20 protein-coding genes are annotated in these 23,502 nt (G+C 55.7%); 17 read left to right on the plus strand and 3 right to left on the minus strand.

Annotation, left to right across the window (positions count from 1 at the left end; genetic code table 11):
• The first annotated feature begins 18 nt into the window (after positions 1-18).
• The 17 genes from tsf (at position 19) to ACL2XJ_RS13005 (ending at position 21,531) form a co-directional block, all read left to right on the plus strand.
• Positions 19-876 (plus strand): translation elongation factor Ts, encoded by an 858-nt coding sequence (tsf, locus tag ACL2XJ_RS12925; RefSeq protein ID WP_132923231.1) that lies wholly within the window; start codon positions 19-21, stop codon positions 874-876.
• A 210-nt stretch (positions 877-1,086) separates the two neighbouring features.
• On the plus strand, positions 1,087-1,812 hold the full coding sequence (pyrH, locus tag ACL2XJ_RS12930) for a UMP kinase (RefSeq protein ID WP_132923230.1): 726 nt from the start codon (positions 1,087-1,089) through the stop codon (positions 1,810-1,812).
• A gap of 250 nt (positions 1,813-2,062) precedes the next feature.
• Positions 2,063-2,620, plus strand: a complete 558-nt coding sequence (frr, locus tag ACL2XJ_RS12935; RefSeq protein WP_132923229.1) for a ribosome recycling factor — start codon at positions 2,063-2,065, stop codon at positions 2,618-2,620.
• A 153-nt stretch (positions 2,621-2,773) separates the two neighbouring features.
• On the plus strand, positions 2,774-3,970 hold the full coding sequence (ispC, locus tag ACL2XJ_RS12940; RefSeq protein ID WP_413726693.1) for a 1-deoxy-D-xylulose-5-phosphate reductoisomerase: 1,197 nt from the start codon (positions 2,774-2,776) through the stop codon (positions 3,968-3,970).
• A 264-nt stretch (positions 3,971-4,234) separates the two neighbouring features.
• Positions 4,235-4,996: a (2E,6E)-farnesyl-diphosphate-specific ditrans,polycis-undecaprenyl-diphosphate synthase gene (gene ispU / locus ACL2XJ_RS12945; RefSeq protein WP_413726694.1), complete on the plus strand. Its 762-nt coding sequence runs from the start codon at positions 4,235-4,237 to the stop codon at positions 4,994-4,996.
• Between the two features lie 9 nt (positions 4,997-5,005).
• The gene (gene cdsA / locus ACL2XJ_RS12950) at positions 5,006-5,863 is read left to right on the plus strand and encodes a phosphatidate cytidylyltransferase (protein ID WP_413726695.1); all 858 of its coding nucleotides are present in this window, start codon (positions 5,006-5,008) and stop codon (positions 5,861-5,863) included.
• Positions 5,864-5,883: 20 nt separating this feature from the next.
• The gene (rseP, locus tag ACL2XJ_RS12955; protein ID WP_203522666.1) at positions 5,884-7,239 is read left to right on the plus strand and encodes a sigma E protease regulator RseP; all 1,356 of its coding nucleotides are present in this window, start codon (positions 5,884-5,886) and stop codon (positions 7,237-7,239) included.
• A 36-nt stretch (positions 7,240-7,275) separates the two neighbouring features.
• Positions 7,276-9,702 (plus strand): outer membrane protein assembly factor BamA, encoded by a 2,427-nt coding sequence (gene bamA / locus ACL2XJ_RS12960; RefSeq protein ID WP_413726696.1) that lies wholly within the window; start codon positions 7,276-7,278, stop codon positions 9,700-9,702.
• 55 nt (positions 9,703-9,757) lie between these two features.
• On the plus strand, positions 9,758-10,255 hold the full coding sequence (gene skp, locus ACL2XJ_RS12965) for a molecular chaperone Skp (RefSeq protein WP_132923223.1): 498 nt from the start codon (positions 9,758-9,760) through the stop codon (positions 10,253-10,255).
• A 3-nt stretch (positions 10,256-10,258) separates the two neighbouring features.
• Entirely contained in the window at positions 10,259-11,281 is a 1,023-nt protein-coding gene (gene lpxD / locus ACL2XJ_RS12970) for a UDP-3-O-(3-hydroxymyristoyl)glucosamine N-acyltransferase (protein ID WP_413726697.1), read from the plus strand.
• Between the two features lie 151 nt (positions 11,282-11,432).
• Positions 11,433-11,888, plus strand: coding sequence for a 3-hydroxyacyl-ACP dehydratase FabZ (gene fabZ / locus ACL2XJ_RS12975; protein WP_132923221.1), 456 nt, complete (start codon positions 11,433-11,435; stop codon positions 11,886-11,888).
• Positions 11,889-11,892: 4 nt separating this feature from the next.
• Entirely contained in the window at positions 11,893-12,681 is a 789-nt protein-coding gene (gene lpxA / locus ACL2XJ_RS12980; RefSeq protein WP_413726698.1) for an acyl-ACP--UDP-N-acetylglucosamine O-acyltransferase, read from the plus strand.
• Between the two features lie 2 nt (positions 12,682-12,683).
• Positions 12,684-13,832 (plus strand): lipid-A-disaccharide synthase, encoded by a 1,149-nt coding sequence (lpxB, locus tag ACL2XJ_RS12985; protein WP_132923219.1) that lies wholly within the window; start codon positions 12,684-12,686, stop codon positions 13,830-13,832.
• On the plus strand, positions 13,829-14,422 hold the full coding sequence (rnhB, locus tag ACL2XJ_RS12990; RefSeq protein WP_413726699.1) for a ribonuclease HII: 594 nt from the start codon (positions 13,829-13,831) through the stop codon (positions 14,420-14,422). Before lpxB ends, rnhB begins: the two co-directional genes overlap by 4 nt.
• A gap of 131 nt (positions 14,423-14,553) precedes the next feature.
• Positions 14,554-18,036 (plus strand): DNA polymerase III subunit alpha, encoded by a 3,483-nt coding sequence (gene dnaE / locus ACL2XJ_RS12995; protein WP_413726700.1) that lies wholly within the window; start codon positions 14,554-14,556, stop codon positions 18,034-18,036.
• Between the two features lie 12 nt (positions 18,037-18,048).
• The gene (gene accA, locus ACL2XJ_RS13000; protein ID WP_203522661.1) at positions 18,049-19,008 is read left to right on the plus strand and encodes an acetyl-CoA carboxylase carboxyl transferase subunit alpha; all 960 of its coding nucleotides are present in this window, start codon (positions 18,049-18,051) and stop codon (positions 19,006-19,008) included.
• Positions 19,009-19,368: 360 nt separating this feature from the next.
• Positions 19,369-21,531 (plus strand): lysine decarboxylase LdcC, encoded by a 2,163-nt coding sequence (locus ACL2XJ_RS13005; RefSeq protein ID WP_413726701.1) that lies wholly within the window; start codon positions 19,369-19,371, stop codon positions 21,529-21,531.
• Here the strand turns inward: ACL2XJ_RS13005 and ACL2XJ_RS13010 are convergent.
• From ACL2XJ_RS13010 to ACL2XJ_RS13020, 3 genes are read right to left on the minus strand one after another with little or no spacing between them, the layout of a single operon-like run.
• The gene (locus tag ACL2XJ_RS13010; protein WP_165934163.1) at positions 21,528-21,866 is read right to left on the minus strand and encodes a hypothetical protein; all 339 of its coding nucleotides are present in this window, start codon (positions 21,864-21,866) and stop codon (positions 21,528-21,530) included. The genes ACL2XJ_RS13005 and ACL2XJ_RS13010 overlap by 4 nt on opposite strands.
• A gap of 9 nt (positions 21,867-21,875) precedes the next feature.
• A complete protein-coding gene (locus tag ACL2XJ_RS13015; protein WP_413726702.1) occupies positions 21,876-23,000 on the minus strand; it encodes an inositol phosphate phosphatase SopB in 1,125 nt (374 codons plus the stop codon).
• Positions 22,979-23,458, minus strand: a complete 480-nt coding sequence (locus ACL2XJ_RS13020) for a hypothetical protein (RefSeq protein ID WP_413726703.1) — start codon at positions 23,456-23,458, stop codon at positions 22,979-22,981. The genes ACL2XJ_RS13015 and ACL2XJ_RS13020 overlap by 22 nt, the downstream gene beginning before the upstream one ends.
• Positions 23,459-23,502: the final 44 nt, after the last annotated feature.

The raw sequence follows: 23,502 nt of genomic DNA on the forward strand, positions 1-23,502 counted from the left end.
GATAACGAGGAAAAAATAATGGCTGATATTACCGCCGCCCTGGTTAAAGAACTGCGCGAACGTACCGGCGCAGGCATGATGGAATGTAAGAAAGCCCTGGTTGAAGCGCAGGGCGATATCGAGCTGGCTATCGATAACATGCGTAAATCCGGTCAGGCAAAGGCGGCTAAGAAAGCCGGCCGTGTCGCCGCCGAAGGCGTGATCCTGACGAAAATCGCTCAGGACGGAAAATACGGCGTTATCGTTGAACTCAACTGTGAAACCGATTTCGTGGCCAAAGACGGCGGATTCAAAGCCTTCGGCGACGAAGTGGTGAGCGCCGCCCTGGCGGATCGCATTACCGATATTGAAGCGCTGAAAGCCAAATTCGAAGATCAGCGCGCCGCGATGGTGGCCAAGATCGGTGAACATATCAATATCCGCCGCGTGGCCGCGCTGGAAGGGGACGTGCTGGGTTCATACCTCCATGGCGCCCGTATCGGCGTTCTGGTTGCCGCCAGCGGCGCCGACGATGAGCTGGTGAAGCATGTGGCCATGCATATCGCCGCCAGCAAACCCGAATATGTCAATGCCGAAGATGTGCCGGCCGACGTTGTGGCGCGTGAGCACCAGATTCAGCTGGATATCGCCATGCAGTCCGGCAAGCCTCGTGAAATCGCCGAAAAAATGGTGGAAGGCCGTATGCGCAAATTCACCGGCGAAATCTCCCTTACCGGTCAACACTTCGTCATGGATCCTAACAAGACCGTCGGCCAATTGCTGCAAGAGCATAAAGCCGGCGTGACGGGCTTTATCCGTTTTGAAGTGGGCGAAGGCATCGAAAAAGCGGAAGTGGACTTTGCCGCTGAAGTCGCCGCCATGAGCAAACAGTCTTAATAAGCCGGTCCGAACCGCTGTCGCGGGCTCGGACCGGGCAAGCTGTCTTTATGCCCTGAATCCATCGGTGGCCCCCGTGGCGCCGATGGCGTTTGTCAGCAAGTTGGTTTTTAACAAAAAGTCAGGCGACTTGTGCCGCATCTAACCAGCCGAATGCGGTATGGAAGTCAAATCCTCTCATCTTGTTATCGCTGCTTTAGGAACAGAAAAATGGCAACCAATGCGAAACCCGTCTACCAGCGTATCCTGCTTAAATTGAGTGGCGAAGCCTTGCAAGGCGCGGAAGGTTTCGGTATCGACGCGAGCGTTCTGGACCGCATGGCCCAGGAAGTGAAGGAACTGGTGGAGTTGGGCATTCAGGTCGGGGTGGTGATCGGCGGCGGCAATCTGTTCCGCGGCGCGGGATTGGCCCAGGCCGGCATGAATCGCGTCGTGGGCGACCATATGGGCATGCTGGCGACGGTGATGAACGGATTGGCGATGCGCGATGCGCTTCATCGCGCCTATGTCAATGCCCGCCTGATGTCGGCTATTCCGCTGAACGGCGTTTGCGATAACTACAGCTGGGCTGAAGCCATCAGCCTGCTGCGAAACAATCGGGTAGTGATTTTCGCCGCCGGTACCGGCAATCCTTTTTTTACCACGGATTCAGCCGCCTGCCTGCGCGGTATCGAAATCGAAGCCGATGTCGTGCTGAAAGCCACCAAGGTGGACGGCGTTTTTTCCGCCGATCCGGTGAAAAATCCCGATGCTACACTGTATGAACAGCTCAGCTACCAGGATGTTCTGGAGCAGGAGCTCAAGGTGATGGATTTGGCGGCCTTTACCCTTGCCCGTGATCATAATATCCCTATCAGGGTATTTAATATGAACAAGCCGGGTGCGCTTCGGCGTGTCGTGATGGGCGAAAAGGAAGGTACGCTCATCTGCAAATAGCGGCATGTACTCCATAGATTTGCACATCGAAAGATGAAAGCTGTAGCGGTAAAAAAACAGTATTATGCTGTATACCTTAAATACGTCGAGCTGCTGGAAAGCCAACGCGCCTGCAACTTGAAGTATGACGGGTATAGATAGGAGAGGGCGAAATGCCTAATGTCAGGACCTGCCGCCGCGGGTGTTGACTATCATGGGCTTGGCATACGCTTAAGCCCGCCCGGATAACTCGTTTCCAAGGGTTCGCAACGTGATTAATGAAATTCGCAAAGATGCCGAAATGCGTATGGAAAAATGCGTCGAGGCATTCAAAAACCACATTAGCAAAATCCGTACCGGCCGCGCCTCCCCGGGCCTGCTTGATGGCATTCACGTTGAGTATTACGGTACGGCGACACCGTTGCGCCAGTTGGCTAACGTGGTAGCCGAAGACTCCCGCACGCTGGCCATAACGGTATTCGACCGCTCGCTGGCCCCCGCGGTGGAAAAAGCGATCATGGCGTCCGATCTGGGATTGAATCCTTCGTCCGCCGGTACCGTGATCCGTGTTCCGCTGCCGGCTTTGACCGAGGAACGCCGCCGCGACCTGATCAAGGTTGTCCGGTCCGAAGCAGAGCAGGGCAGGGTCTCGGTGCGCAACGTGCGCCGCGACGCCAATGAAAAAGTGAAGGCTATGCTGAAGGATAAAGTCATCAGCGAAGACGAGGATCGGCGTTCGCAGGACGATATCCAGAAGCTTACCGATGCGTTTATTAAAAAAGTCGACAGCGCGCTGGCCGAGAAAGAAGCCGAATTAATGGAAATTTAACCTACCGGCGCTAAGCTCGGCCGTAGCGGCAGATCCCGCGGGATCTGCCGCTACGGTTTTTTTTTGTCGGTAACGTCATAGACAAATGTTGCGCAACGTTTCAGACTACTGTGCTTCCATCATTCCTTTGACTTGCGGTTTTCAGAGTACCTCATGAGGCATTTGACGATTCTTGGTTCTACCGGTTCCGTTGGCACCAATACGCTGGCCGTAATTAAACAAAATCCCGATAAATTCACCGTCCGCGCGCTGGTGGCCGGCAAAAATGTCGACATAATGACCGAACAATGCCTGGCCTTCCGTCCCGCCTATGCCTGCATGGCCGACGAGGCGTCGGCGCGGGAGTTAAAAAGGCGCCTGCACGACGCCGGGGCAACCACGGAAGTGATGGCGGGCGCCGATGCCGCCTGCGAACTGGCGAAGCTGGACGGGGTGGATCAGGTGATGGCGGCTATCGTCGGCGCCGCCGGTTTAATGCCGACCCTGGCGGCGCTGCGCGCCGGGAAGAGCGTATTGTTGGCAAACAAAGAGGCGCTGGTGACCTGCGGTCGGCTATTCATGAACGAAGCGCGGCGCAGCAATGCGCAGCTTTTGCCGGTGGACAGCGAACATAACGCGATTTTTCAGAGTTTACCTGAACCAATCCAGCGCCAGTTAGGTTACTCTTCACTGGAAGATCATGGCGTCTCCCGCATCATCCTTACCGGTTCCGGCGGTCCTTTCAGAGAAACCCCGCTGGCGGATTTGGCGGCCAAAACGCCGGATCAGGCCTGTGCTCATCCTAACTGGTCAATGGGACGCAAAATCTCGGTGGACTCGGCGACGATGATGAACAAAGGACTGGAATATATTGAAGCACGCTGGTTATTCAACGCCTCGGCGGAGCAAATGGAAGTGATATTGCATCCGCAATCGGTAATTCATTCCATGGTTCGTTATCGCGACGGCAGCGTGCTGGCACAGCTGGGCTCGCCGGATATGCGTACGCCCATAGCCCATGCCATGGCTTATCCCCAGCGGGTGGTCGCCGGGGTGGAAGCCCTTGATTTCCACCGCATCGGCCAATTGACATTCGACCGCCCGGACTACGCGCGCTACCCTTGTTTGCAGCTGGCCATCCTTGCGTCCGATCTCGGCCAGGCGGCCACCACGACGCTGAATGCCGCCAATGAAGTGGCGGTCGCTGCTTTTTTGCAGGGCGGCATCGGATTTACCGATATCGCGGCATTAAACCGTAACGTGCTGGAAGGCACGGCTCTGACCGAGCCCCACAGCATCGAAGACGTATTGGCCATCGATCTGGAGGCGCGCAGCAACGCGGAGCGTGAAATCAGGATGTTAATGCATTGACGTGTTTTCCCCGGAGCGCTTGCCTGATTTGTTCCGCCGCTGTCGAAATGTTATAGTCAGCGCCACCTCTCTCCTGGGATGACGGCTGGCTGGCTAAAGGTCAGGAGCGAGCCGTGTGAGCGCACGGTTTTTTTTGCATATTCGGGGCCTTTTGTTCCGGAAAGACGGGTGAATACCCAAAAGAATTCGAATTGCGGAATGGTCAACGCACCGGCAATTTGAAGTATGGCGGGTATATTCTTATTGAGGAAATACGTAAGCGTTATGTCGTCCGAAAATCAGCAAGAGGCTACTGTTCCGCTATCATCCGTTCCACGGCATGTGGCCATCATTATGGATGGCAACGGTCGCTGGGCGAAGAATCGCGGAAAGTTACGTATCTTCGGCCATAAAGCGGGAGTGAAATCGGTCCGGCGCGCGGTCAGCTTCGCTGTCAGCCATCATTTCGATGCGCTGACGCTCTATGCGTTCAGCAGCGAGAACTGGAATCGGCCGATGCAGGAAGTCTCCGCTCTGATGGAATTGTTTGTCAGGGCGTTGGACAGCGAAGTGAAAAGCCTGCATAAGCATAACGTACGCTTACGTATTATCGGCGATACCAGCCGTTTCGGCCTTCGTCTGCAGGAGCGGATTCGTCGCTCCGAGGCGCTAACGCACAATAACGATGGGCTGACGTTAAATATTGCCGCGAATTATGGTGGCCGTTGGGATATCATTCAGAGCGTGAAAAAGCTGGCTGAAAAAGTGCAGGAAGGAATTTTGCGTCCGGACCAGATTGATGAGGATGCGCTGTGCCAGTACGTCTGCTTAAACGAACTGTCGCCGGTGGATCTGGTGATCCGTACCGGCGGCGAACACCGCATCAGTAATTTTCTGTTATGGCAGATAGCCTATGCCGAACTCTATTTTACCGATGTGCTGTGGCCGGATTTTGATGAAAACGTTTTTGAAGGTGCGCTGAATGCATTTGCTCAACGCGAGCGGCGTTTCGGGAGAACAACACCTAATGATGCCGACGCGTCCTAGGGAGGATTTTTGCTGAAGTCTCGCTTGATTACCGCCTTTATTTTGATTCCGATCGTTATTGCCGCGCTCTTTTTGCTGCCTCCGGTGGGATTTGCGCTGGTTACCCTGGCGGTATGCATGCTGGCCGCTTGGGAGTGGGGGCAGTTCGCGGGTTTGGCGACCCGCAGCCAGCGGATCTGGCTGGCAATCTTGTGCGGCTTGCTGCTGGCGCTGATGATGCTGACCATTCCCGATTACCATCCCTTTACCTCGGCCTGGCAGGTGGAATACGCGCTGGGCGCCTCGCTGGTCTGGTGGCTGGCCGCCCTGGTGCTGGTATTGTGCTATCCGCAATCCGCGGCTTTGTGGCGCCGCTCAAGCACCCTGCGGCTGTTATTCGGTATTCTGACCATCGTGCCTTTTTTCTGGGGCATGCTGGCGCTGCGCCAGCATCAGTATACGCTTAATCATTTTATCGGCGCCTGGTGGCTGCTCTATGTCATGCTGCTGGTTTGGGGCGCGGATTCCGGCGCCTACCTGTTCGGCCGGGCGTTGGGCAAGCATAAACTGGCGCCCAGGGTTTCCCCCGGCAAAACCTGGGAGGGCCTGGCGGGCGGCCTGCTGACCTCGGCGGTGCTGTCCTGGCTGTTCGGCAAGTACGCGCCGCTGGAAGCCGCTCCGCTGAGCCTGCTGCTGTGCTCGGTCATCGCCGTGCTGGCCTCGGTGCTGGGGGATTTGACGGAAAGCATGTTCAAACGTGAAGCTGGCATCAAGGACAGCGGCCAATTGATTCCGGGGCACGGCGGCATTTTGGATCGCATCGATAGCCTGACCGCCGCGGTGCCGGTTTTCGCCTGTTTGATGCTGCTGATTTTCAGAGCTATTTAATCGAGGGGCCAGGAGTTATCATGTTGCATTTTCTCTGGAGTCTCGCTGCATTTATCATTGCACTGGGCATATTGATTACGGTGCATGAGTTCGGCCATTTCTGGGTGGCGCGCCGGTGCGGCGTCACGGTGGAGCGCTTCTCCATCGGTTTTGGCCGCGCCCTGTGGCGATGGACGGATCGCCGTGGCACCGAGTATGTTATTGCGGCCATCCCCCTGGGGGGATATGTAAAAATGCTCGACGAACGGGTGGATACCGTGCCCCCGGAACGCCGTCATGAGGCCTTCAACCATAAAAAGGTGTGGCAGCGCGCCGCCATCATCAGTGCGGGACCCATCGCCAATTTTATTTTCGCGGTGTTTGCCTATTGGCTGGTGTTTATTATCGGTGTGCCGAGTTTTCGTCCGGTTATCGGCGAAGTCACCCCTGATTCCATCGTCGCGCAGGCGGAAATTTCACCGGGCATGGAACTAAAGTCGGTTGACGGCATCGAAACGCCTGACTGGGATTCGGTTCGTTTAGAATTGATTGGTAAAATAGGCGATAGCCAGGCCACGGTGGGCGTTGCCCCGTTCGGTTCCTCCCAGGTGGAGAGAAAAACGCTCGATTTGCGTGACTGGAAATTCGAGCCGGATAAGCAGGATCCGATTATCGCGCTGGGGATTATTCCCCGCGGTCCGCGCATAGAACCGGTGTTGGCGGAAGTCCAAAAAGCGTCCGCGGCGGAAAAAGCCGGTTTGCAAGCAGGCGACAGGATCGTTAAAGTCGATAGTCGTCCGCTGGTGCGCTGGCAGGATTTTGTCATGCAGGTGCGCGACAAACCCGGCCAGCCGCTGCTGCTGGAAGTAGAAAGGCGGGGAGAAACGTTGCCGATTACCCTGATTCCCGATGAAAAAACGGTGGGTAGAGGCGAGGTGGAAGGTTTTGCGGGCGTGGTGCCACAGGTGATACCGCTGCCCGAGGAGTATAAAACGATACGCCAGTACGGCCTGATTCCCGCGGTTTATCAGGCTGGCGACAAAACCTGGCAACTGATGAAGTTGACCGTCGGTATGCTGGGTAAACTGGTGACGGGGGATGTGAAGCTGAATAACCTGAGCGGGCCGATTTCCATAGCCCAGGGCGCGGGGATGTCGGCGGAATATGGTTTGGTGTACTACCTGATGTTCCTGGCGCTGATAAGCGTCAACCTGGGTATCATTAATCTTTTCCCGTTACCGGTGTTAGATGGTGGTCACTTGCTCTTCCTGGCGATTGAAAAGCTTAAGGGTGGGCCGGTTTCCGAGCGAGTGCAGGATTTCAGTTACCGCATCGGTTCGATTTTGCTGGTGTTGTTAATGGGACTTGCCCTTTTCAATGATTTCTCCCGGCTCTAGCGCCGGGGATTATGTTAGGAAGAACGCATAACCACGATGGCGATGAAAAAGTTGCTCATAGCGTCGCTGCTTCTTAGCAGCGCCACCGTATACGGTGCAGACGGGTTCGTAGTGAAGGACATTCATTTCGAAGGACTGCAACGAGTCGCCGTCGGTGCGGCGTTACTCAGTATGCCGGTACGTGTCGGAGACACGGCCAGTGATGAAGATATCGGCAATACTATCCGCGCCTTATTCGCCACCGGAAACTTTGAGGATGTCCGGGTGCTGCGTGATGGAGATACGCTGGTTGTTCAGGTCAAGGAGCGCCCCTCCATTGCCAGCATCACCTTTTCCGGCAATAAAGCGGTGAAAGAAGAACAGCTCAAGCAGAATCTTGACGCCCAAGGGGTCCGCGTCGGCGAAGCGCTGGATCGCACCACCATCTCCAATATCGAGAAGGGGCTTGAGGATTTCTATTACAGCGCCGGTAAGTACAGCGCGACGGTGAAAGCCGTGGTGACGCCGTTGCCTCGAAACCGGGTGGACTTGAAGTTTGTCTTTACCGAAGGCCTGTCGGCCAAAATCCAGCAGATCAATATTGTCGGCAACCATGCCTTCACTACCGATGAGCTGGTATCCCGGTTCCAGCTGCGGGACGAAGTGCCGTGGTGGAACGTGGTGGGGGATCGCAAATACGAGAAGCAAAAGCTGGCGGGCGACCTTGAAACCCTGCGCAGTTTCTACCTGGATCGCGGCTATGCGCGCTTTAGTATCGATTCCACCCAGGTCAGTCTGACGCCGGACAAAAAAGGCATCTATATCACCCTGAACATTACCGAAGGCGCGCAGTATACGCTGGCCGGTACGGTGGTGAACGGCAATCTGGCAGGCCATTCCGCTGAAATCGACGCCATTGCCACGGTTAAACCCGGCGATTTATACAGCGGCGCCAAAGTCACCAAAATGGAAAGCGACATCAAGCAGCTGCTGGGTCGCTACGGCTATGCCTATCCCCGCGTGGTGACGCAGCCCGAGATAGACGACGCCGCCAAGACCGTGAAGCTCCATATCAACGTCGACGCGGGTAACCGCTACTACGTCCGGCGCATACGGTTCGAAGGCAACGACATCACCAAGGACGAAGTCTTGCGCCGTCAGATGCGCCAGATGGAAGGCGCCTGGCTGGGCAGCAATCTGGTGGATCAGGGCAAGGAGCGTTTGAACCGGCTCGGCTATTTTGAAACCGTCGATGTGGACACCCAGCGGGTGCCAGGCACCGATGATCAGGTTGACGTGGTTTACAAAGTCAAAGAGCGTAACACCGGCAGCATCAACTTCGGTATCGGTTTCGGCACCGAGAGCGGCGTCAGCTTCCAGTTCGGCATACAGCAGGACAACTGGCTGGGTACCGGTAATTCGGTGGGCATCAGCGGTACCAAGAACGACTATCAGACCTATGCCGAGCTTTCCCTTACCGATCCGTTCTTCACCGTCGACGGCGTGAGCCTGGGCGGTCGTATTTTCTATAACGACTTTAAGGCGGATGACGCCGATCTGTCGGATTATACCAATAAGAGCTACGGTATCGGCTCTACGCTGGGCTTCCCCATCAGTGACACCCATTCACTGAACGTGGGCGTCAATTATGTCCACAATGACCTGTCGAACATGGAACCCCAGATAGCCATGTGGCGTTATCTGAATTCCAACGGCATTCACCCTCCAATCGTAGTGGGGGAAAATGAAACCAGCGACTCCGATTTCAGCACCGACGACTTCTTCTTCAACACCGGGTGGAGCTATAACAACCTCGACCGGGGATACTTCCCGACGTCCGGTACCACCGCCAGCCTGAACGGCAAAATTACCGTTCCGGGTTCCGACAACAAATATTATAAAGTGACCTTCGACACCACCAGCTACCTGCCGCTCACCGATTCCGGCAGCTGGGTGCTGATGGGCCGGGGCCGCGCCGGTTATGCCGATGGCCTGGGCGGCATGGAAGTGCCGTTCTACGATAACTTCTTCGCCGGCGGTTCCACCACGGTGCGTGGTTTCCGGTCCAATACCATCGGGCCGAAAGCCATTTATTATAATTGCGCCGCCGGGGCCACCTCCTACAGCACCTGCCCGTTGGATAAATCCAGCGACGCGGTGGGTGGTAACGCCATGGCGCTGTTAAGCGCGGAACTGATCGTGCCGACGCCGTTCGTCAGCGCGAAATACGCCAACTCCATCCGTACCTCGTTCTTCGTGGACAGCGGCACGGTATGGGATACCGCCTGGCAGAATACCGCGCAGACCCGCGCCGCCGGCGTGCCGGACTACAGCGATCCGGGCAATATCCGCGTATCCAGCGGTTTTGCCCTGCAGTGGATGTCCCCGCTGGGGCCGCTGGTATTCTCCTATGCCCAGCCGGTTAAAAAGCAAGAAGGCGACAAAGCCGAGCAGTTCCAGTTTAATATTGGTAAAACGTGGTAGTATTGCGTCGATTTGAAATGATTTTAAACATACATGTAGGGTTAAGGAGTTTATAGTGAAAAAGTGGTTGTATGCCGCGGGCCTCGGATTAGCATTGGCTGCCTCAGCCAGCGTGCAAGCTGCTGATAAAATTGCTGTCGTCAATATTGCGAGTATTTTTCAGCAATTGCCTCAGCGCGCTACTGTAGCTGCGCAGCTTGAAAATGAGTTCAAGGGCCGCGCTGCGGATCTGCAAGCTCAGGAAAAGGACCTGCAAAGTAAAATGCAACGTCTGCAACGTGACGGTTCTACCATGAAGGCCAGCGATCGCAGCCGGATGGAAAAAGACGTCATGGCGCAGCGTGAAGATTTCTCCGCCAAAGCCCAGGCTTTTGAGCAGGATAACCGCCGCCGTCAGGCAGAAGAACGCAATAAAATCCTGAGCCGTATTCAGGATGCGGTGAAAACCGTTGCCAGCAAACAAGGCTATGATATCGTTATCGATACCAACGCCGTGGCGTATGCCGGCGCTTCGCAAGACATTACTGCCGACGTGTTGAAACAGGTCAAATAAGTCATGCCTTCAATTCGACTTGCTGATTTAGCGCAGCAGTTGGATGCACAATTGCACGGTGATGGCGATATCGTCATCACCGGCATTGCTTCCATGGATTCCGCCACCGCCGGCCAAATCACTTTTCTGGCCGACAGCCGCTTTCGCGAAAAACTTTCCACCTCCCATGCCTCGGCCGTAGTGCTTTCCGCCGACGATCTGCCGTATTGCCAATGCGCCGCGCTGGTAGTGAAAAATCCCTACCTGACCTATGCCCGCATGGCGCAACTGATGGATACCACGCCGGCTCCGGCACAAGATATCGCCGCCAGCGCGGTCATATCCCCCGACGCGCGATTGGGCAAACAGGTAGCCGTCGGCGCTAATGCGGTTATTGAATCCGGCGTCATCCTTGGGGATAACGTGGTTATCGGCCCGGGCTGCTTTATTGGTAAAAATAGCAAAATCGGGACAGGCACAAGGTTATGGGCCAATGTCACCGTATATCATGAAGTCCGTATCGGCGAACGCTGCCTGATACAGTCCGGGACGGTTATCGGCGCCGATGGTTTCGGTTATGCCAACGATCGCGGTACCTGGATCAAAATTCCCCAGTTGGGCACGGTTGTCGTGGGCGACAGGGTTGAAATCGGCGCCTGTACCACCATCGATCGCGGCGCCCTGGATGATACCGTTATAGGTAATGGCGTCATCATCGATAATCAGTGCCAGATCGCACATAACGTTGTTATCGGCGACAATACGGCGGTAGCCGGCGGTGTTATCATGGCCGGCAGCCTGACAATCGGTCGTTATTGCATGATTGGCGGCGCCAGCGTCATTAACGGCCATATGGAAATTTGTGACAAGGTGACCATCACCGGTATGGGAATGGTGATGAGACCTATCACCGAACCCGGCGTATACTCTTCGGGGATTCCATTGCAGCCCAATAAAGTTTGGCGAAAGACCGCAGCGCTGGTCATGAATATCAGCGAGATGAGCAAGCGATTAAAAGCTATCGAGCGAAAATCAGCAAAAGACTAACCGCCTTCGCCAACTGAGCTGATAATGTGCGTTCAGGCCTTTAGGCCTGACGAAAACATTTTTTATTTGCGGCCTGCTAACGTACCCTTAATCGGGTTATTGCAGGCCGTGTTGTTACTGCCATCGTTTTTTTTCAGACAGGAAGAGTATTTTGACTACTGACACACATACTCTTGAAATAGAAGAGATATTGGAATTATTGCCCCACCGCTTTCCATTTCTGCTCGTGGATCGCGTGCTGGATTTTGAAAAAGGGAAATTTTTGCGCGCGGTAAAAAATGTCTCATACAATGAGCCGTTTTTTCAGGGGCATTTCCCCGGTAAGCCTATTTTCCCCGGCGTGCTGATTCTCGAAGCGATGGCTCAGGCTACGGGAATACTGGCATTCAAGAGCGTCGGTAAATTGGAACCCGGTGAACTATACTATTTTGCAGCAGTGGATAACGCTCGTTTCAAACGTCCGGTTCAGCCCGGCGATCAGATGATCCTCGAGGTTGAATTTATCAAAGAGCGCCGCGGAGTTGCTCGTTTTCAGGGAGTTGCCAAAGTAGACGGCGAAATTGCCTGCGAAGCGTCAATGATGTGCGCCCGACGTCGGGAGTCCTGATAACGTGATTGATCAATCCGCCTTTATCCATCCCAGCTCCATCGTTGAAGACGGTGCCATAATTCATGCCGGCGTTCACATAGGTCCCTTTTGTGTTGTCGGTCCGCAGGTGGAAATCGGTGCCGGTACGGTGCTGAAATCCCATGTGGTCATCAACGGCATCACCCGGATCGGTGAAGAAAACCAGATCTATCAGTTCGCCACCCTCGGAGAGGTGAATCAGGACCTGAAATATGCCGGTGAACCCACCAGGGTGGAAATCGGCAACCGCAATCGGATCCGCGAAAGCGTGACTATCCATCGCGGTACCGTGCAAGGCGGTGAAGTGACTCGGGTCGGCGATGATAATCTGCTGATGGTCAATACCCACATCGCCCATGACTGCCGCGTGGCCAATCACTGTATTCTGGCGAACAACGCCACCCTCGGGGGCCATGTCTCCATTGATGATTACGCCATTATAGGCGGCATGACCGCGGTGCATCAGTTCTGCTCCATCGGCGCCCATGTGATGGTGGGGGGATGTTCCGGCGTCGCCCAGGACGTCCCGCCCTATTTGATAGCCCAGGGCAACCATGCCACGCCATTCGGCCTTAATATCGAAGGGCTCAAGCGACGCGGTTTCGACAAAGAAGCGCTGCAAGCCATTCGGGCCGCCTACAAACTGATCTACCGCAGCGGCAAGACCTTGGAAGAAATCAAGCCGGAACTCGAGGCGATGGCGGCAGAGCATCCGTCGGTAGGCGCATTTACCGAATTCCTTGCCCGTTCACAGCGGGGCATCATCCGCTGATTATGCCCGCGCCTTCCGTGGTTATCGGCCTGGTGGCCGGAGAGGCGTCAGGGGATACCCTCGGCGCGGGATTGATTCGTGCCCTCCGGCGGCACTTGCCCGACGCCCGTTTTGTCGGCGTGGCCGGGCCGCGCATGCTGGCCGAGGGGTGCGAGGCCTGGTATGAAATGGAAGAGCTGGCGGTGATGGGTGTGGTGGAAGTGGTGGAACGCTTGCCGCGTTTGCTGAAGATCCGCCGTGACCTGACCCGGCGTTTCAGCGCGTTGATGCCGGATGTGTTTGTCGGCATTGACGCCCCCGATTTTAATATCACCCTGGAAGGCCGCTTGAAGCGGCGCGGCATTCATACCATTCATTACGTCAGCCCCTCGGTGTGGGCCTGGCGCCAGAAGCGGGTATTCAAAATCGGCCGCGCTACCGACAATGTGCTGGCGTTTTTGCCTTTTGAGAAAGCCTTCTACGATCGTTTCAACGTCCCCTGCCAGTTTATCGGCCACACCCTGGCGGACGCCATGCCCCTGGTGCCCGACAAAGCCGCGGCGCGGCAGAGCCTGGATATTCCCGTTGCGGCCCGCTGTCTGGCGCTGCTGCCGGGCAGCCGCAGCGCCGAGGTGGAGATGCTCAGCGCCGACTTCCTGCATACCGCCCAATTGCTCAGCCGCCATTTCCCCGATCTTGAAATTCTGGTGCCGCTGGTAAACGCCCGCCGACGCGAACAGTTCGAAAAAATCAAAGCGCGGGTCGCCCCGGATCTTAGGGTACATTTACTGGACGGCCAGGCGCGGGAAGCTATGATAGCCGCCGACGCCGCGTTACTGGCTTCGGGCACCGCCGCCCTGGAGTGCATGTTGGCCAAATGCCCGATGGTGGTGGGCTATCGCATGAAACCGCTGACCTTCTGGCTGGCCCGCCGGCTGGTGAAAACGCCCTACGTTTCCCTGCCCAATCTGTTGGCCGGCCGGGAATTGGTGACAGAACTGCTCCAGGAAGAGTGCGTGCCGGACAAGCTGGCGGCGGCGCTGCTGCCTCTGTTGAACAACGACGCCCGCAGCCGGGAGCTGAAAGAAACCTTTTTGGCCCTGCATCAGAGTATTCGCTGCAATGCCGACGAACAGGCCGCCCAGGCGGTGATGAAATTCATAAAACGATGACCGAATTGTTTATATACCCCATAGCCAGCTGCATCGCCGGCGTCGATGAAGTGGGACGCGGCCCGCTGGTGGGGGCGGTGGTGACCGCCGCGGTGATCCTTGATCCCGCCCGTCCTATTCGCGGACTGGCGGATTCAAAAAAACTCAGTGAGAAACGCCGCCTGTCGCTTTACGATGAAATCAGCGACAAGGCCCTGGCCTGGAGCCTGGGCCGCGCCGAAGCGGTGGAAATCGATCGGCTGAACATCTTTCACGCTACGCTGCTGGCCATGCAGCGGGCGATACAGGGGTTGTCGCTGACGCCGGATTATGTCTTGATCGACGGTAATCGCTGTCCGCTGTTGCCCATGCCGTCCCTGGCGGTGGTGAAAGGGGATAACCTGGTGGCGGAAATCAGCGCCGCATCGATTATGGCCAAAGTGTCGCGAGATCGTGAAATGGCGGAATTGGATCTGGAGTTTCCCGAATACGGTTTTGCTCAACATAAAGGCTACCCCACCGCGTATCATCTGGAAAAACTGGCGCTGCTGGGAGCGACGGCGCATCATCGGCGAAGTTTCGGCCCGGTGAAGCGGGTGCTGGGACTGTGATGAAATTTCATTATGCCGTGCGGTTTGTAGGCCCATAAATTAAAATACCCCCAATAATTCAAGGTGCAGGAAAGCCAACGCACCTGCAACCTGAAGCATGACGGGTATAATCAACCTTTGGTGGCAGGATAATGACCGAACCCCGTTTCATTCACCTGCGGGTGCACAGCGATTACTCCATGATAGACGGGTTGGCGAAAGTCGGCCCGTTGGTTAAAAAAGCCGCGGCCCTCAACATGCCCGCGCTGGCCATCACCGATTTCACCAACCTGTGCGGATTGGTGAAATTTTATGGCAGCGCCCACGGTGCGGGTATCAAACCCATCGTCGGCGCGGATGTTCTGGTGCAAAGCGACATGCTGGGTGAAGAGCTGGCGGAACTGACCATTCTGGCCACCGACAACACCGGCTATCAAAACCTGACGCTGCTGGTTTCCGAAGCCTATCAGCGGGGCTATGGGCCTGCCGGTCCGATTATCGACCGGGATTGGCTGATGAACCGGAACGAGGGGCTGCTATTGCTCTCGGGAGCCCGCAAAGGCGACGTGGGCAAGTTCCTGCTGCGCGGCAACAAACCGCAGGTGGAGCAGTGCCTGGAATTCTATCAGCAGTATTTTCCCAATCGATACTATCTTGAACTGATACGTACCGGCCGCCCTGATGAAGAGACCTATCTGCACGCCGCGGTGGCCGTCGCCATTGAACATAAATTGCCGGTGGTGGCCACCAATGACGTGCGTTTCATCGCCGAGGAAGATTTCGATGCTCATGAAATCCGCGTGGCGATCCATGACGGCTTTACTTTGGACGACCCCAAACGGCCGCGTCATTACAGCGCCCAGCAGTTTATGCGCAGCGAAGAGCAAATGTGCGAGCTGTTCGCCGACCTGCCGGAAGCGCTGGAAAACAGCGTTGAAATCGCCAAGCGCTGTAACGTCACTATCCGTCTGGGGGAATATTTTCTGCCGCAGTTCCCCACCGGCGATATGTCCACCGAAGACTTTCTGGTGGCCCGCGCTCACGAAGGGCTTGAAGAGCGGCTGGCGTTTCTGTTCCCCGATCCGCAGGAGCGCCTGGAAAAACGGACGCCTTATGACGAGCGGCTGGAGCGGGAACTGCAGGTTATCAACCAGATGGGGTTCCCCGGCTACTTCCTGATTGTGATGGAGTTTATCCAGTGGTCCAAGGATAACGGCGTGCCGGTCGGTCCGGGACGCGGCTCGGGCGCCGGATCGGTGGTGGCCTATTCGCTGAAAATCACCGATCTGGATCCCCTGGCGTTCGATTTGCTGTTTGAACGGTTCCTGAATCCCGAACGTGTCTCCATGCCTGACTTCGATGTGGATTTTTGCATGGAGAAGCGGGATCTGGTGATAGATCACGTGGCGGAAACCTACGGGCGGGACGCGGTGTCCCAGATTATCACCTTCGGCACCATGGCGGCCAAAGCGGTTATCCGCGACGTCGGCCGGGTGCTGGGCCATCCCTACGGTTTTGTGGATCGTATCTCTAAGCTGGTGCCGCCCGATCCGGGCATGACGCTGGAAAAGGCTTTTGTCGCCGAGCCGCAGCTGCAGGCCATTTATGACGCCGACGAAGAGGTCAAGGCGCTCATCGATATGGCGCGCAAGCTGGAGGGGGTCACCCGCAACGCCGGTAAACATGCCGGCGGCGTGGTTATTTCCCCCACCAAGATTACCGATTTCGCGCCGCTTTATTGCGATGCCGAGGGCAATCATCCGGTCACCCAGTTTGATAAAAACGATGTGGAATATACCGGGCTGGTGAAGTTTGACTTCCTGGGCCTGCGCACCCTGACCATCATCAACTGGGCGTTGGAGATGATCAACGCCCGGCGCGGCAAGCAGGGCCTGCCGCCGGTGGATATCGCCGCCATTCCGCTGGATGATAAAAAAAGCTTCGACATGCTGCAGCGTTCGGAAACCACCGCGGTATTCCAGCTGGAATCCCGCGGCATGAAGGATCTTATCAAGCGCCTGCAGCCTGACTGCTTTGAAGACATGATAGCCCTGGTGGCGTTGTTCCGTCCCGGACCGCTGCAGTCCGGCATGGTGGATAACTTTATCGACCGTAAGCACGGCCGCGAAGCGCTCTCCTATCCGGATATCGAATGGCAGCACGAATCCCTGCGGCCGGTACTGGAGCCCACCTACGGCATTATCCTGTACCAGGAACAGGTGATGCAGATCGCCCAAGTGTTGGCGGGATATACTCTTGGGGGAGCGGATATGCTGCGCCGGGCCATGGGTAAAAAGAAACCGGAGGAGATGGCCAAGCAGCGATCGGTGTTCAAGGCCGGGGCGGAAAGTATCGGCGTCGACGGCGAACTGGCGATGCATATCTTCGATCTGGTGGAAAAGTTCGCCGGTTACGGTTTTAACAAATCCCACTCCGCCGCCTATGCGCTGGTTTCCTACCAGACGCTATGGCTAAAGGCGCACTATCCGGCCGAGTTCATGGCGGCGGTCATGACCGCCGATATGGACAATACGGAAAAGGTGGTGGGACTGGTGGACGAATGCTGGCGCATGGGACTCAAGGTATTGCCGCCGGACATCAACAGCGGGCTGTACCATTTCCACGTCAATGACGAAGGGGAAATCGTCTATGGCATCGGCGCCATCAAAGGGGTGGGGGAAGGGCCGATTGAGGCCATTATCGACGCCCGCAACCAGGACGGCCATTTCAAAGAGCTGTTTGATCTATGCGCCCGCACCGACATTAAAAAGCTTAACCGCCGGATGCTGGAGAAACTCATCATGTCCGGCGCCTTCGACCGGCTTGGTCCCCATCGCGCGGCGTTGATGAATTCCCTGGGGGATGCCCTGAAAGCAGCCGAGCAGCACTCCAAAGCCGAAGCCATCGGGCAGGGGGATATGTTCGGCGTATTGGCTGAGGCGCCGGAAGCGGTGGAAGCGTCCTACAGTACGGTTCCGCCCTGGCCGGAACATGTGGTGCTGGACGGTGAACGGGAGACCTTGGGGCTTTACCTCACCGGGCATCCCATCACACGCTATCTGAAGGAAATCGAGCGCTATGGCGGCGGCCTACGCCTGAAGGATATGCATCCCACCGACCGTGGTAAAATGGTCACCGCGGTGGGACTGGTGCTGTCGGCCCGTGTCATGGTGACCAAACGGGGCAACCGCATCGGCGTTTGTACACTGGACGACCGTTCCGGGCGTTTGGATGTCATGCTGTTCACCGATGCCTTGGAAAAATATCAGCATTTGCTGGAAAAAGACCGTATCCTGATAGCTCAGGGACAGGTCAGCTTTGACGACTTTAACGGCGGCCTTAAAATGACTGCCCGCGAACTGATGGATATCAGCGAAGCGCGTGAAAAATATGCCCGCGGGCTTGCTATATCGCTGACCGACAGGCAAATTGATGACCAGCTTTTAAACCGTCTCCGCCTATCGTTGGAACCGCATCGATCGGGGACGATTCCAGTGCATCTTTATTACCAACGTGAAGATGCTCGTGCCAGGTTAAGGTTTGGCGCGACATGGCGTGTCACGCCGACCGACCGATTGCTGAATGATTTGCGTACTCTGGTGGGCAACGAGCAGGTGGAACTGGAATTTGACTAATATAGGAATAATATGAGTCTGAATTTTCTTGATTTTGAACAGCCGATTGCAGAGCTGGAAGCGAAAATTGACTCGCTGACCGCAGTCAGCCGTCAAGACGAAAAATTAGATATTAATCTGGATGAGGAAGTCCAGAGACTGCGTGAGAAAAGCGTAGAGCTGACCCGCAAGATCTTTTCCGATCTGGGCGCCTGGCAAATTGCCCAGTTGGCCCGGCACCCCCGCCGGCCGTATACGCTGGATTACATCCAGCACGTCTTCAGCGATTTTGATGAACTCGCAGGGGATCGCGCTTATGCCGACGATAAGGCCATTGTCGGCGGTACGGCTCGTCTCGACGGGCGGCCGGTGATGATTATCGGTCACCAAAAGGGGCGTGAAACCAAAGAGAAAATTCGCCGCAATTTCGGCATGCCGGCGCCGGAAGGCTACCGCAAGGCCCTGCGCCTGATGGAAATGGCGGACCGGTTCAAGATGCCGCTGCTTACCTTTATCGATACCCCCGGTGCGTATCCGGGGGTCGGTGCGGAAGAGCGCGGACAGTCGGAAGCCATTGCCCATAACCTGCGGGAAATGTCGGGTTTGCGAATTCCGGTTATTTGCACCGTTATCGGTGAGGGGGGGTCCGGCGGCGCGTTGGCTATCGGCGTGGGGGATAAGGTCAACATGCTGCAATACAGCACCTATTCGGTGATTTCGCCGGAAGGCTGCGCCTCCATATTATGGAAGAGTGCGGATAAGGCGCCCGTTGCCGCCGAGGCTATGGGCATCATTGCTTCGCGTCTGAAGGAGCTGGAGCTGATTGACAGTATTGTCCCGGAGCCTCTGGGCGGCGCGCATCGGGATGTGCCGGCTATTGCCGCGTCGCTGAAAGCGCAGCTGCTGTCGGATCTGGGGGAACTGGATACCTTTAGTGAAGAAGAGTTATTGAATCGCCGTTACCAGCGGTTGATGAATTACGGTTATTGCTGATCGGTCTCCCTTCAACGCGCTCGTTGCACGATCGATGATAGCGGGTCTAGCGCGCTGTGGGGCGCTCCGGCGGGCGGTAATACCACGCCCGCTTCGACCCCATCAAGCACAGTCTCCCTTTAACACGGTCGTTGCACGATCGGTGATAGCGGGCCTAGCGCGTCATGGGGCGCTCGGTCGGGCGGGAGAACCACGCCCGATTCGACCCCATTGCCACGCTCTCCCTTTGACACGCACGGTTCAAGCGCCGGTGATCGCGTGTCTGCCACGCCAAATGTGGTGTATTCTTACCTATCATTAATTTTGAATATTTTCTGAAAAATTTTCAGCGAAGCAGCCCGAAATATAAGGATTGGCTGAATGAATATCATTGCAATTTTGAGTCCGGAACAGGTGTTTTATAAACATGAACCGATCCGGGAATTGGATGAAGCGCTGAAAGCACAGGGGTTTCAGCTAGTCTATCCTAACGGCAGCGAGGATTTGCTAAAGCTTATTGAGCAAAATCCTCGGATATGCGGCGTGGTTTTCGACTGGGATCAGCACAGTATGGATCTCTGCACCGAAATCAACGAGTTGAACGAGTATCTGCCGCTTTACGCTTTTATCAATACGCAGTCCTCTCTGGATGTGAGCCTGAACGAGATGCGGATGGTGCTGTATTTTTTTGAATACGGACTCGGCGCGGCGGACGATATCAGCACCCGGATACGGCAATATACCGACGAATATATCGACACCATTATTCCGCCTTTCACTAAAGCCCTGTTCAATTACGTTAAAGAGGGCAAATACACGTTTTGCACTCCCGGACATATGGCGGGTACGGCGTATCAGAAAAGCCCGGTGGGCAGCCTGTTTTATGATTTTTTTGGTGCCAATACCCTGAAATCCGATGTCTCCATCTCGGTAACGGAACTAGGATCCTTACTTGATCATTCCGGGCCGCATCTGGAGGCGGAGGAGTTTATCGCCCGGGTATTTGGCGCCGAGCAGAGTTATATGGTGACCAACGGCACCTCCACCGCCAATAAAATGGTGGGCATGTATGCCGCGCCGGCGGGAGGGACGGTGCTGATCGATCGTAATTGCCATAAGTCCCTGACCCATTTGCTGATGATGAGCGACGTGGTACCCATCTACCTGTGTCCGATTCGCAACGCCTACGGTATTCTGGGGGGCATCCCGAAAAGCCAGTTCCAGCGGGAGAGCATCGCCGCGAAGGTAGCGGATACCCCCCGTGCCAGCTGGCCGGTGTATGCGGCTATCACCAACTCCACCTATGACGGCTTGCTTTATAACACCCGCTATATCAAAGAAACCCTGGATGTGCCGGCAATCCACTTCGATTCCGCCTGGGTGCCCTATACCCATTTTCACCCTATCTACCAGGGCAAAAGCGGTATGAGCGGCGAACGCACTCCTGGCAAAGTCATCTTCGAAACACAGTCCACCCATAAGCTCCTGGCGGCGTTCTCTCAAGCATCACTGATTCATATCAAAGGTGATTATGACGAACGTACCTTCAACGAAGCCTATATGATGCACACAACTACCTCGCCTAATTACGGGATTGTGGCGTCCATCGAGACGGCGGCGGCGATGGTACGCGGCAAATCGGGACGGCGGCTTATTCTGCGCTCCATCGAACGGGCGCTGCATTTTCGCAAAGAGGTACAGCGGCTGCGGGAGGAATCCGAAGGGTGGTTCTTCGATATCTGGCAGCCGGAAATTATCGATGAGGCGGTATGCTGGCCCATTGAACCCGGCGCCCCTTGGCATGGTTTCAAGGGTGCCGATGCAGATCATATGTATCTTGATCCCATTAAGGTCACGATACTGACACCCGGCATGGATGAATCCGGCGCCATGGCCGATGAGGGCATACCGGCGGCGCTGGTGGCCAAGTTCCTGGACGAGCGCGGCGTGGTGGTGGAAAAAACCGGACCCTATAATTTATTGTTCCTGTTCAGCATCGGCATCGATAAAACCAAAGCCATGAGCCTGCTGCGGGGATTGACCGAATTCAAACGCTCCTTTGATCTCAATTTACGCATCAAAAATATGCTGCCGGACCTCTACGCGGAAGATCCGGATTTCTACCGCAACATGCGTATACAGGATTTGGCCCGCGGCATACACAGCCTTATCCGCCGGCATCGTCTGCCGCAGCTGATGCTTACCGCCTTCGATGTTTTGCCCGAAATGAAAATGACGCCTCATGACGCATTCCAGCAACAGGTACGCGGCAACGTTGAAACCGTGGAACTGCCGGCGTTAATCGGCCGGATTTCCGCCAATATGCTGCTGCCTTATCCGCCGGGAGTGCCGGTGGTGATGCCCGGCGAGATGATCACCGAGCAAAGCCGCGGAGTATTGGATTTTCTGATCATGCTTTGCAGCATCGGCATTCAGTACCCGGGATTTGAAACCGATATCCACGGTGCGCAGCTGACGGAGGACGGCCGATACCTGGTGCGGGTATTGAAAACCGATCCCGTCGGCGGCGAAAGCCCGATTTAGCCCGGGACGAAAAATTTTTTGGCGGAAAAAATATCACCGATGAATGCGTTAAAATGCTGCGCCATATCGACGGCGGATGCTTCGGTGTCCACCACCCGTCGGGCCACCACGATACCCTCCTCCGCGCCGTAGATGGTGTCGCCCTGGCAGTTGAGCGCCAGCAACGCCATTAGCGAATGCTGCTCGTGAGGCACGGGAAAACAGGGGCAAAGCAGGGTGATGACGTCGCTCTGTTCGCCAAGATAGATAAACGTGTCTTCATCGACATTGAAGACATTGTCTTCATCGGGAAGCAGCTCGAAATGGTCATAAACCGATTGAATAAACCTCTCCAATTGAACCACCTATACATAGTCGGATAAGCCTTTAGCTCTATCCGCGATATCATTATTTCCAAGACGCTCCCGCAGCATTAAGCCGCCGGCAAACGCATTGACCAGTTTATTGTTTTTAAGGGTTTTATTTCCCTCGGCCCCGGTATTATATTTTTGTATTTCCTGATTGCCGCTATTAAGTATGACTGTTTGCATCAGGCGCTGTCCCTCTTTATCCAACATCCCGATTGCGCCGCCGGCCAGACCCAGATGGACCGCCGCCGCCTCACGCTTCATTTCCACGTCCAGCATACCGGTGCGATCCTTGCCGCTCTTACAGTTCCAGCAAGGTACAATGCCGATTTCATGAGACAACAATCCGATACGCATCGCGGCCTTATAGGGCTCGCCGCCGTCGTGATGATGGGCTTTGTCTGCAATAATGGTTTTTAATTGCTTCGCCAGCATGGACACCCGCTCGGCATTTTTCGGATTGTTGGCGAGGTATTGCCCTACCCATCCGCCGGGAGCGGCATCCGGTGAAAGATTTTTGCCCAGCAATTTACGCAATGCGTCCTGATTAATGTTATCAGATATGCCGTGCCCCAATTGCAATGAGCCCAATGCCAGTTCATTAACGCCGAAGTTAAACGCGGCCACGTCAACCGTGATCTTGACCGGCACTAACTCACCGCAGGAATTTCTGATCTTCAAATACAATGGCTTGGCGCTTATGGCGGCCCATGCCGCTACCTGATCGTTTAATTGGGACTTTTCCGTCAAAGGACCAATGTCAACGGGGGTCAATAAGCTGGTGGAGGTTAACGCCAGCTCGACTTCGTTGACCTCCAGGGCCCGCTTCATTTTTTCCGGTTGCTGGTAGAGGGCGGCGACAACGACTTCCCGGGCCCTGGCCAGCGCCCCCCGGCTGCGTTCTTCGCTATCAGCCTTGAGGCCGTAGGGACTGAGCACCCCATGGCGTATGCCTTCAAACAGGGTGTGCCGGGAATCCCCCTGCGCTACGGAAAACGTCGAGGACCACAGGTTTACCGCATGGACGGTTTCGTCACTGGACTTACTGCAGATCCCTTTATTGTTATAGCCGGCGGCATGAATATCATCGGCGCCCAATTTCATTTGTCCGGCGGGAACCAAGGTGCTGAAAAATGTTTTATCCTTATAGTTGAACTGGTTTTCAACGGTCTTCCAACGGCATCATTCAGCAGCTCTTTAATACTTTGCTCAAACTGATTTTTAGCCTCTCGTTTTGCTTCATTGCCGTTACAACCGTTTTTATTCTTTACAAAGGCGGCCAAGTTGGCAATTTGGTCTTTTTTAAACGCCAGCATGGCTGAAACGTCTTTTTTCCCGACCGGGGCCATATCGTATTCAACATTATCCTCATTATCCACCGCTGCCTCACTCTGTTCCCCTTGTGCCGTACCTCTCCCCTGGCGTAGCGCGCGCAAGCCCGCTTGACGATACAATTTCTGCAATGAATGTATCTGGCCGCGTACGACGGCGGGCTGTCCCTTTACCGGGGAAATTTTCACCGGGGCAGAGGGTAGGGCCTGATTGACCCGTTGTACAATGCCACGCATAATTTGTGTCATGCGCTGACCCGTGGCCTGCCCGGTTTTTTGCTCCGAGGCTAATC

It is taken from the genome of Sodalis sp. RH16, assembly GCF_047324245.1.
GTDB classification, from domain to species: domain Bacteria; phylum Pseudomonadota; class Gammaproteobacteria; order Enterobacterales; family Enterobacteriaceae; genus Acerihabitans; species Acerihabitans ligni.

Coding starts and splice junctions, on each gene's coding strand:
- pyrH (WP_132923230.1), top strand. CDS start 1,087: ATGGCAACCAATGCGAAACCCGTCTACCAGCGTATCCTGCTTAAATTG.
- ispC (WP_413726693.1), top strand. CDS start 2,774: ATGAGGCATTTGACGATTCTTGGTTCTACCGGTTCCGTTGGCACCAAT.
- rnhB (WP_413726699.1), top strand. CDS start 13,829: ATGACCGAATTGTTTATATACCCCATAGCCAGCTGCATCGCCGGCGTC.
- lpxB (WP_132923219.1), top strand. CDS start 12,684: ATGCCCGCGCCTTCCGTGGTTATCGGCCTGGTGGCCGGAGAGGCGTCA.
- accA (WP_203522661.1), top strand. CDS start 18,049: ATGAGTCTGAATTTTCTTGATTTTGAACAGCCGATTGCAGAGCTGGAA.
- tsf (WP_132923231.1), top strand. CDS start 19: ATGGCTGATATTACCGCCGCCCTGGTTAAAGAACTGCGCGAACGTACC.
- ACL2XJ_RS13020 (WP_413726703.1), bottom strand. CDS start 23,458: ATGACACAAATTATGCGTGGCATTGTACAACGGGTCAATCAGGCCCTA.
- dnaE (WP_413726700.1), top strand. CDS start 14,554: ATGACCGAACCCCGTTTCATTCACCTGCGGGTGCACAGCGATTACTCC.
- ispU (WP_413726694.1), top strand. CDS start 4,235: ATGTCGTCCGAAAATCAGCAAGAGGCTACTGTTCCGCTATCATCCGTT.
- lpxD (WP_413726697.1), top strand. CDS start 10,259: ATGCCTTCAATTCGACTTGCTGATTTAGCGCAGCAGTTGGATGCACAA.
- ACL2XJ_RS13005 (WP_413726701.1), top strand. CDS start 19,369: ATGAATATCATTGCAATTTTGAGTCCGGAACAGGTGTTTTATAAACAT.
- bamA (WP_413726696.1), top strand. CDS start 7,276: ATGGCGATGAAAAAGTTGCTCATAGCGTCGCTGCTTCTTAGCAGCGCC.
- rseP (WP_203522666.1), top strand. CDS start 5,884: ATGTTGCATTTTCTCTGGAGTCTCGCTGCATTTATCATTGCACTGGGC.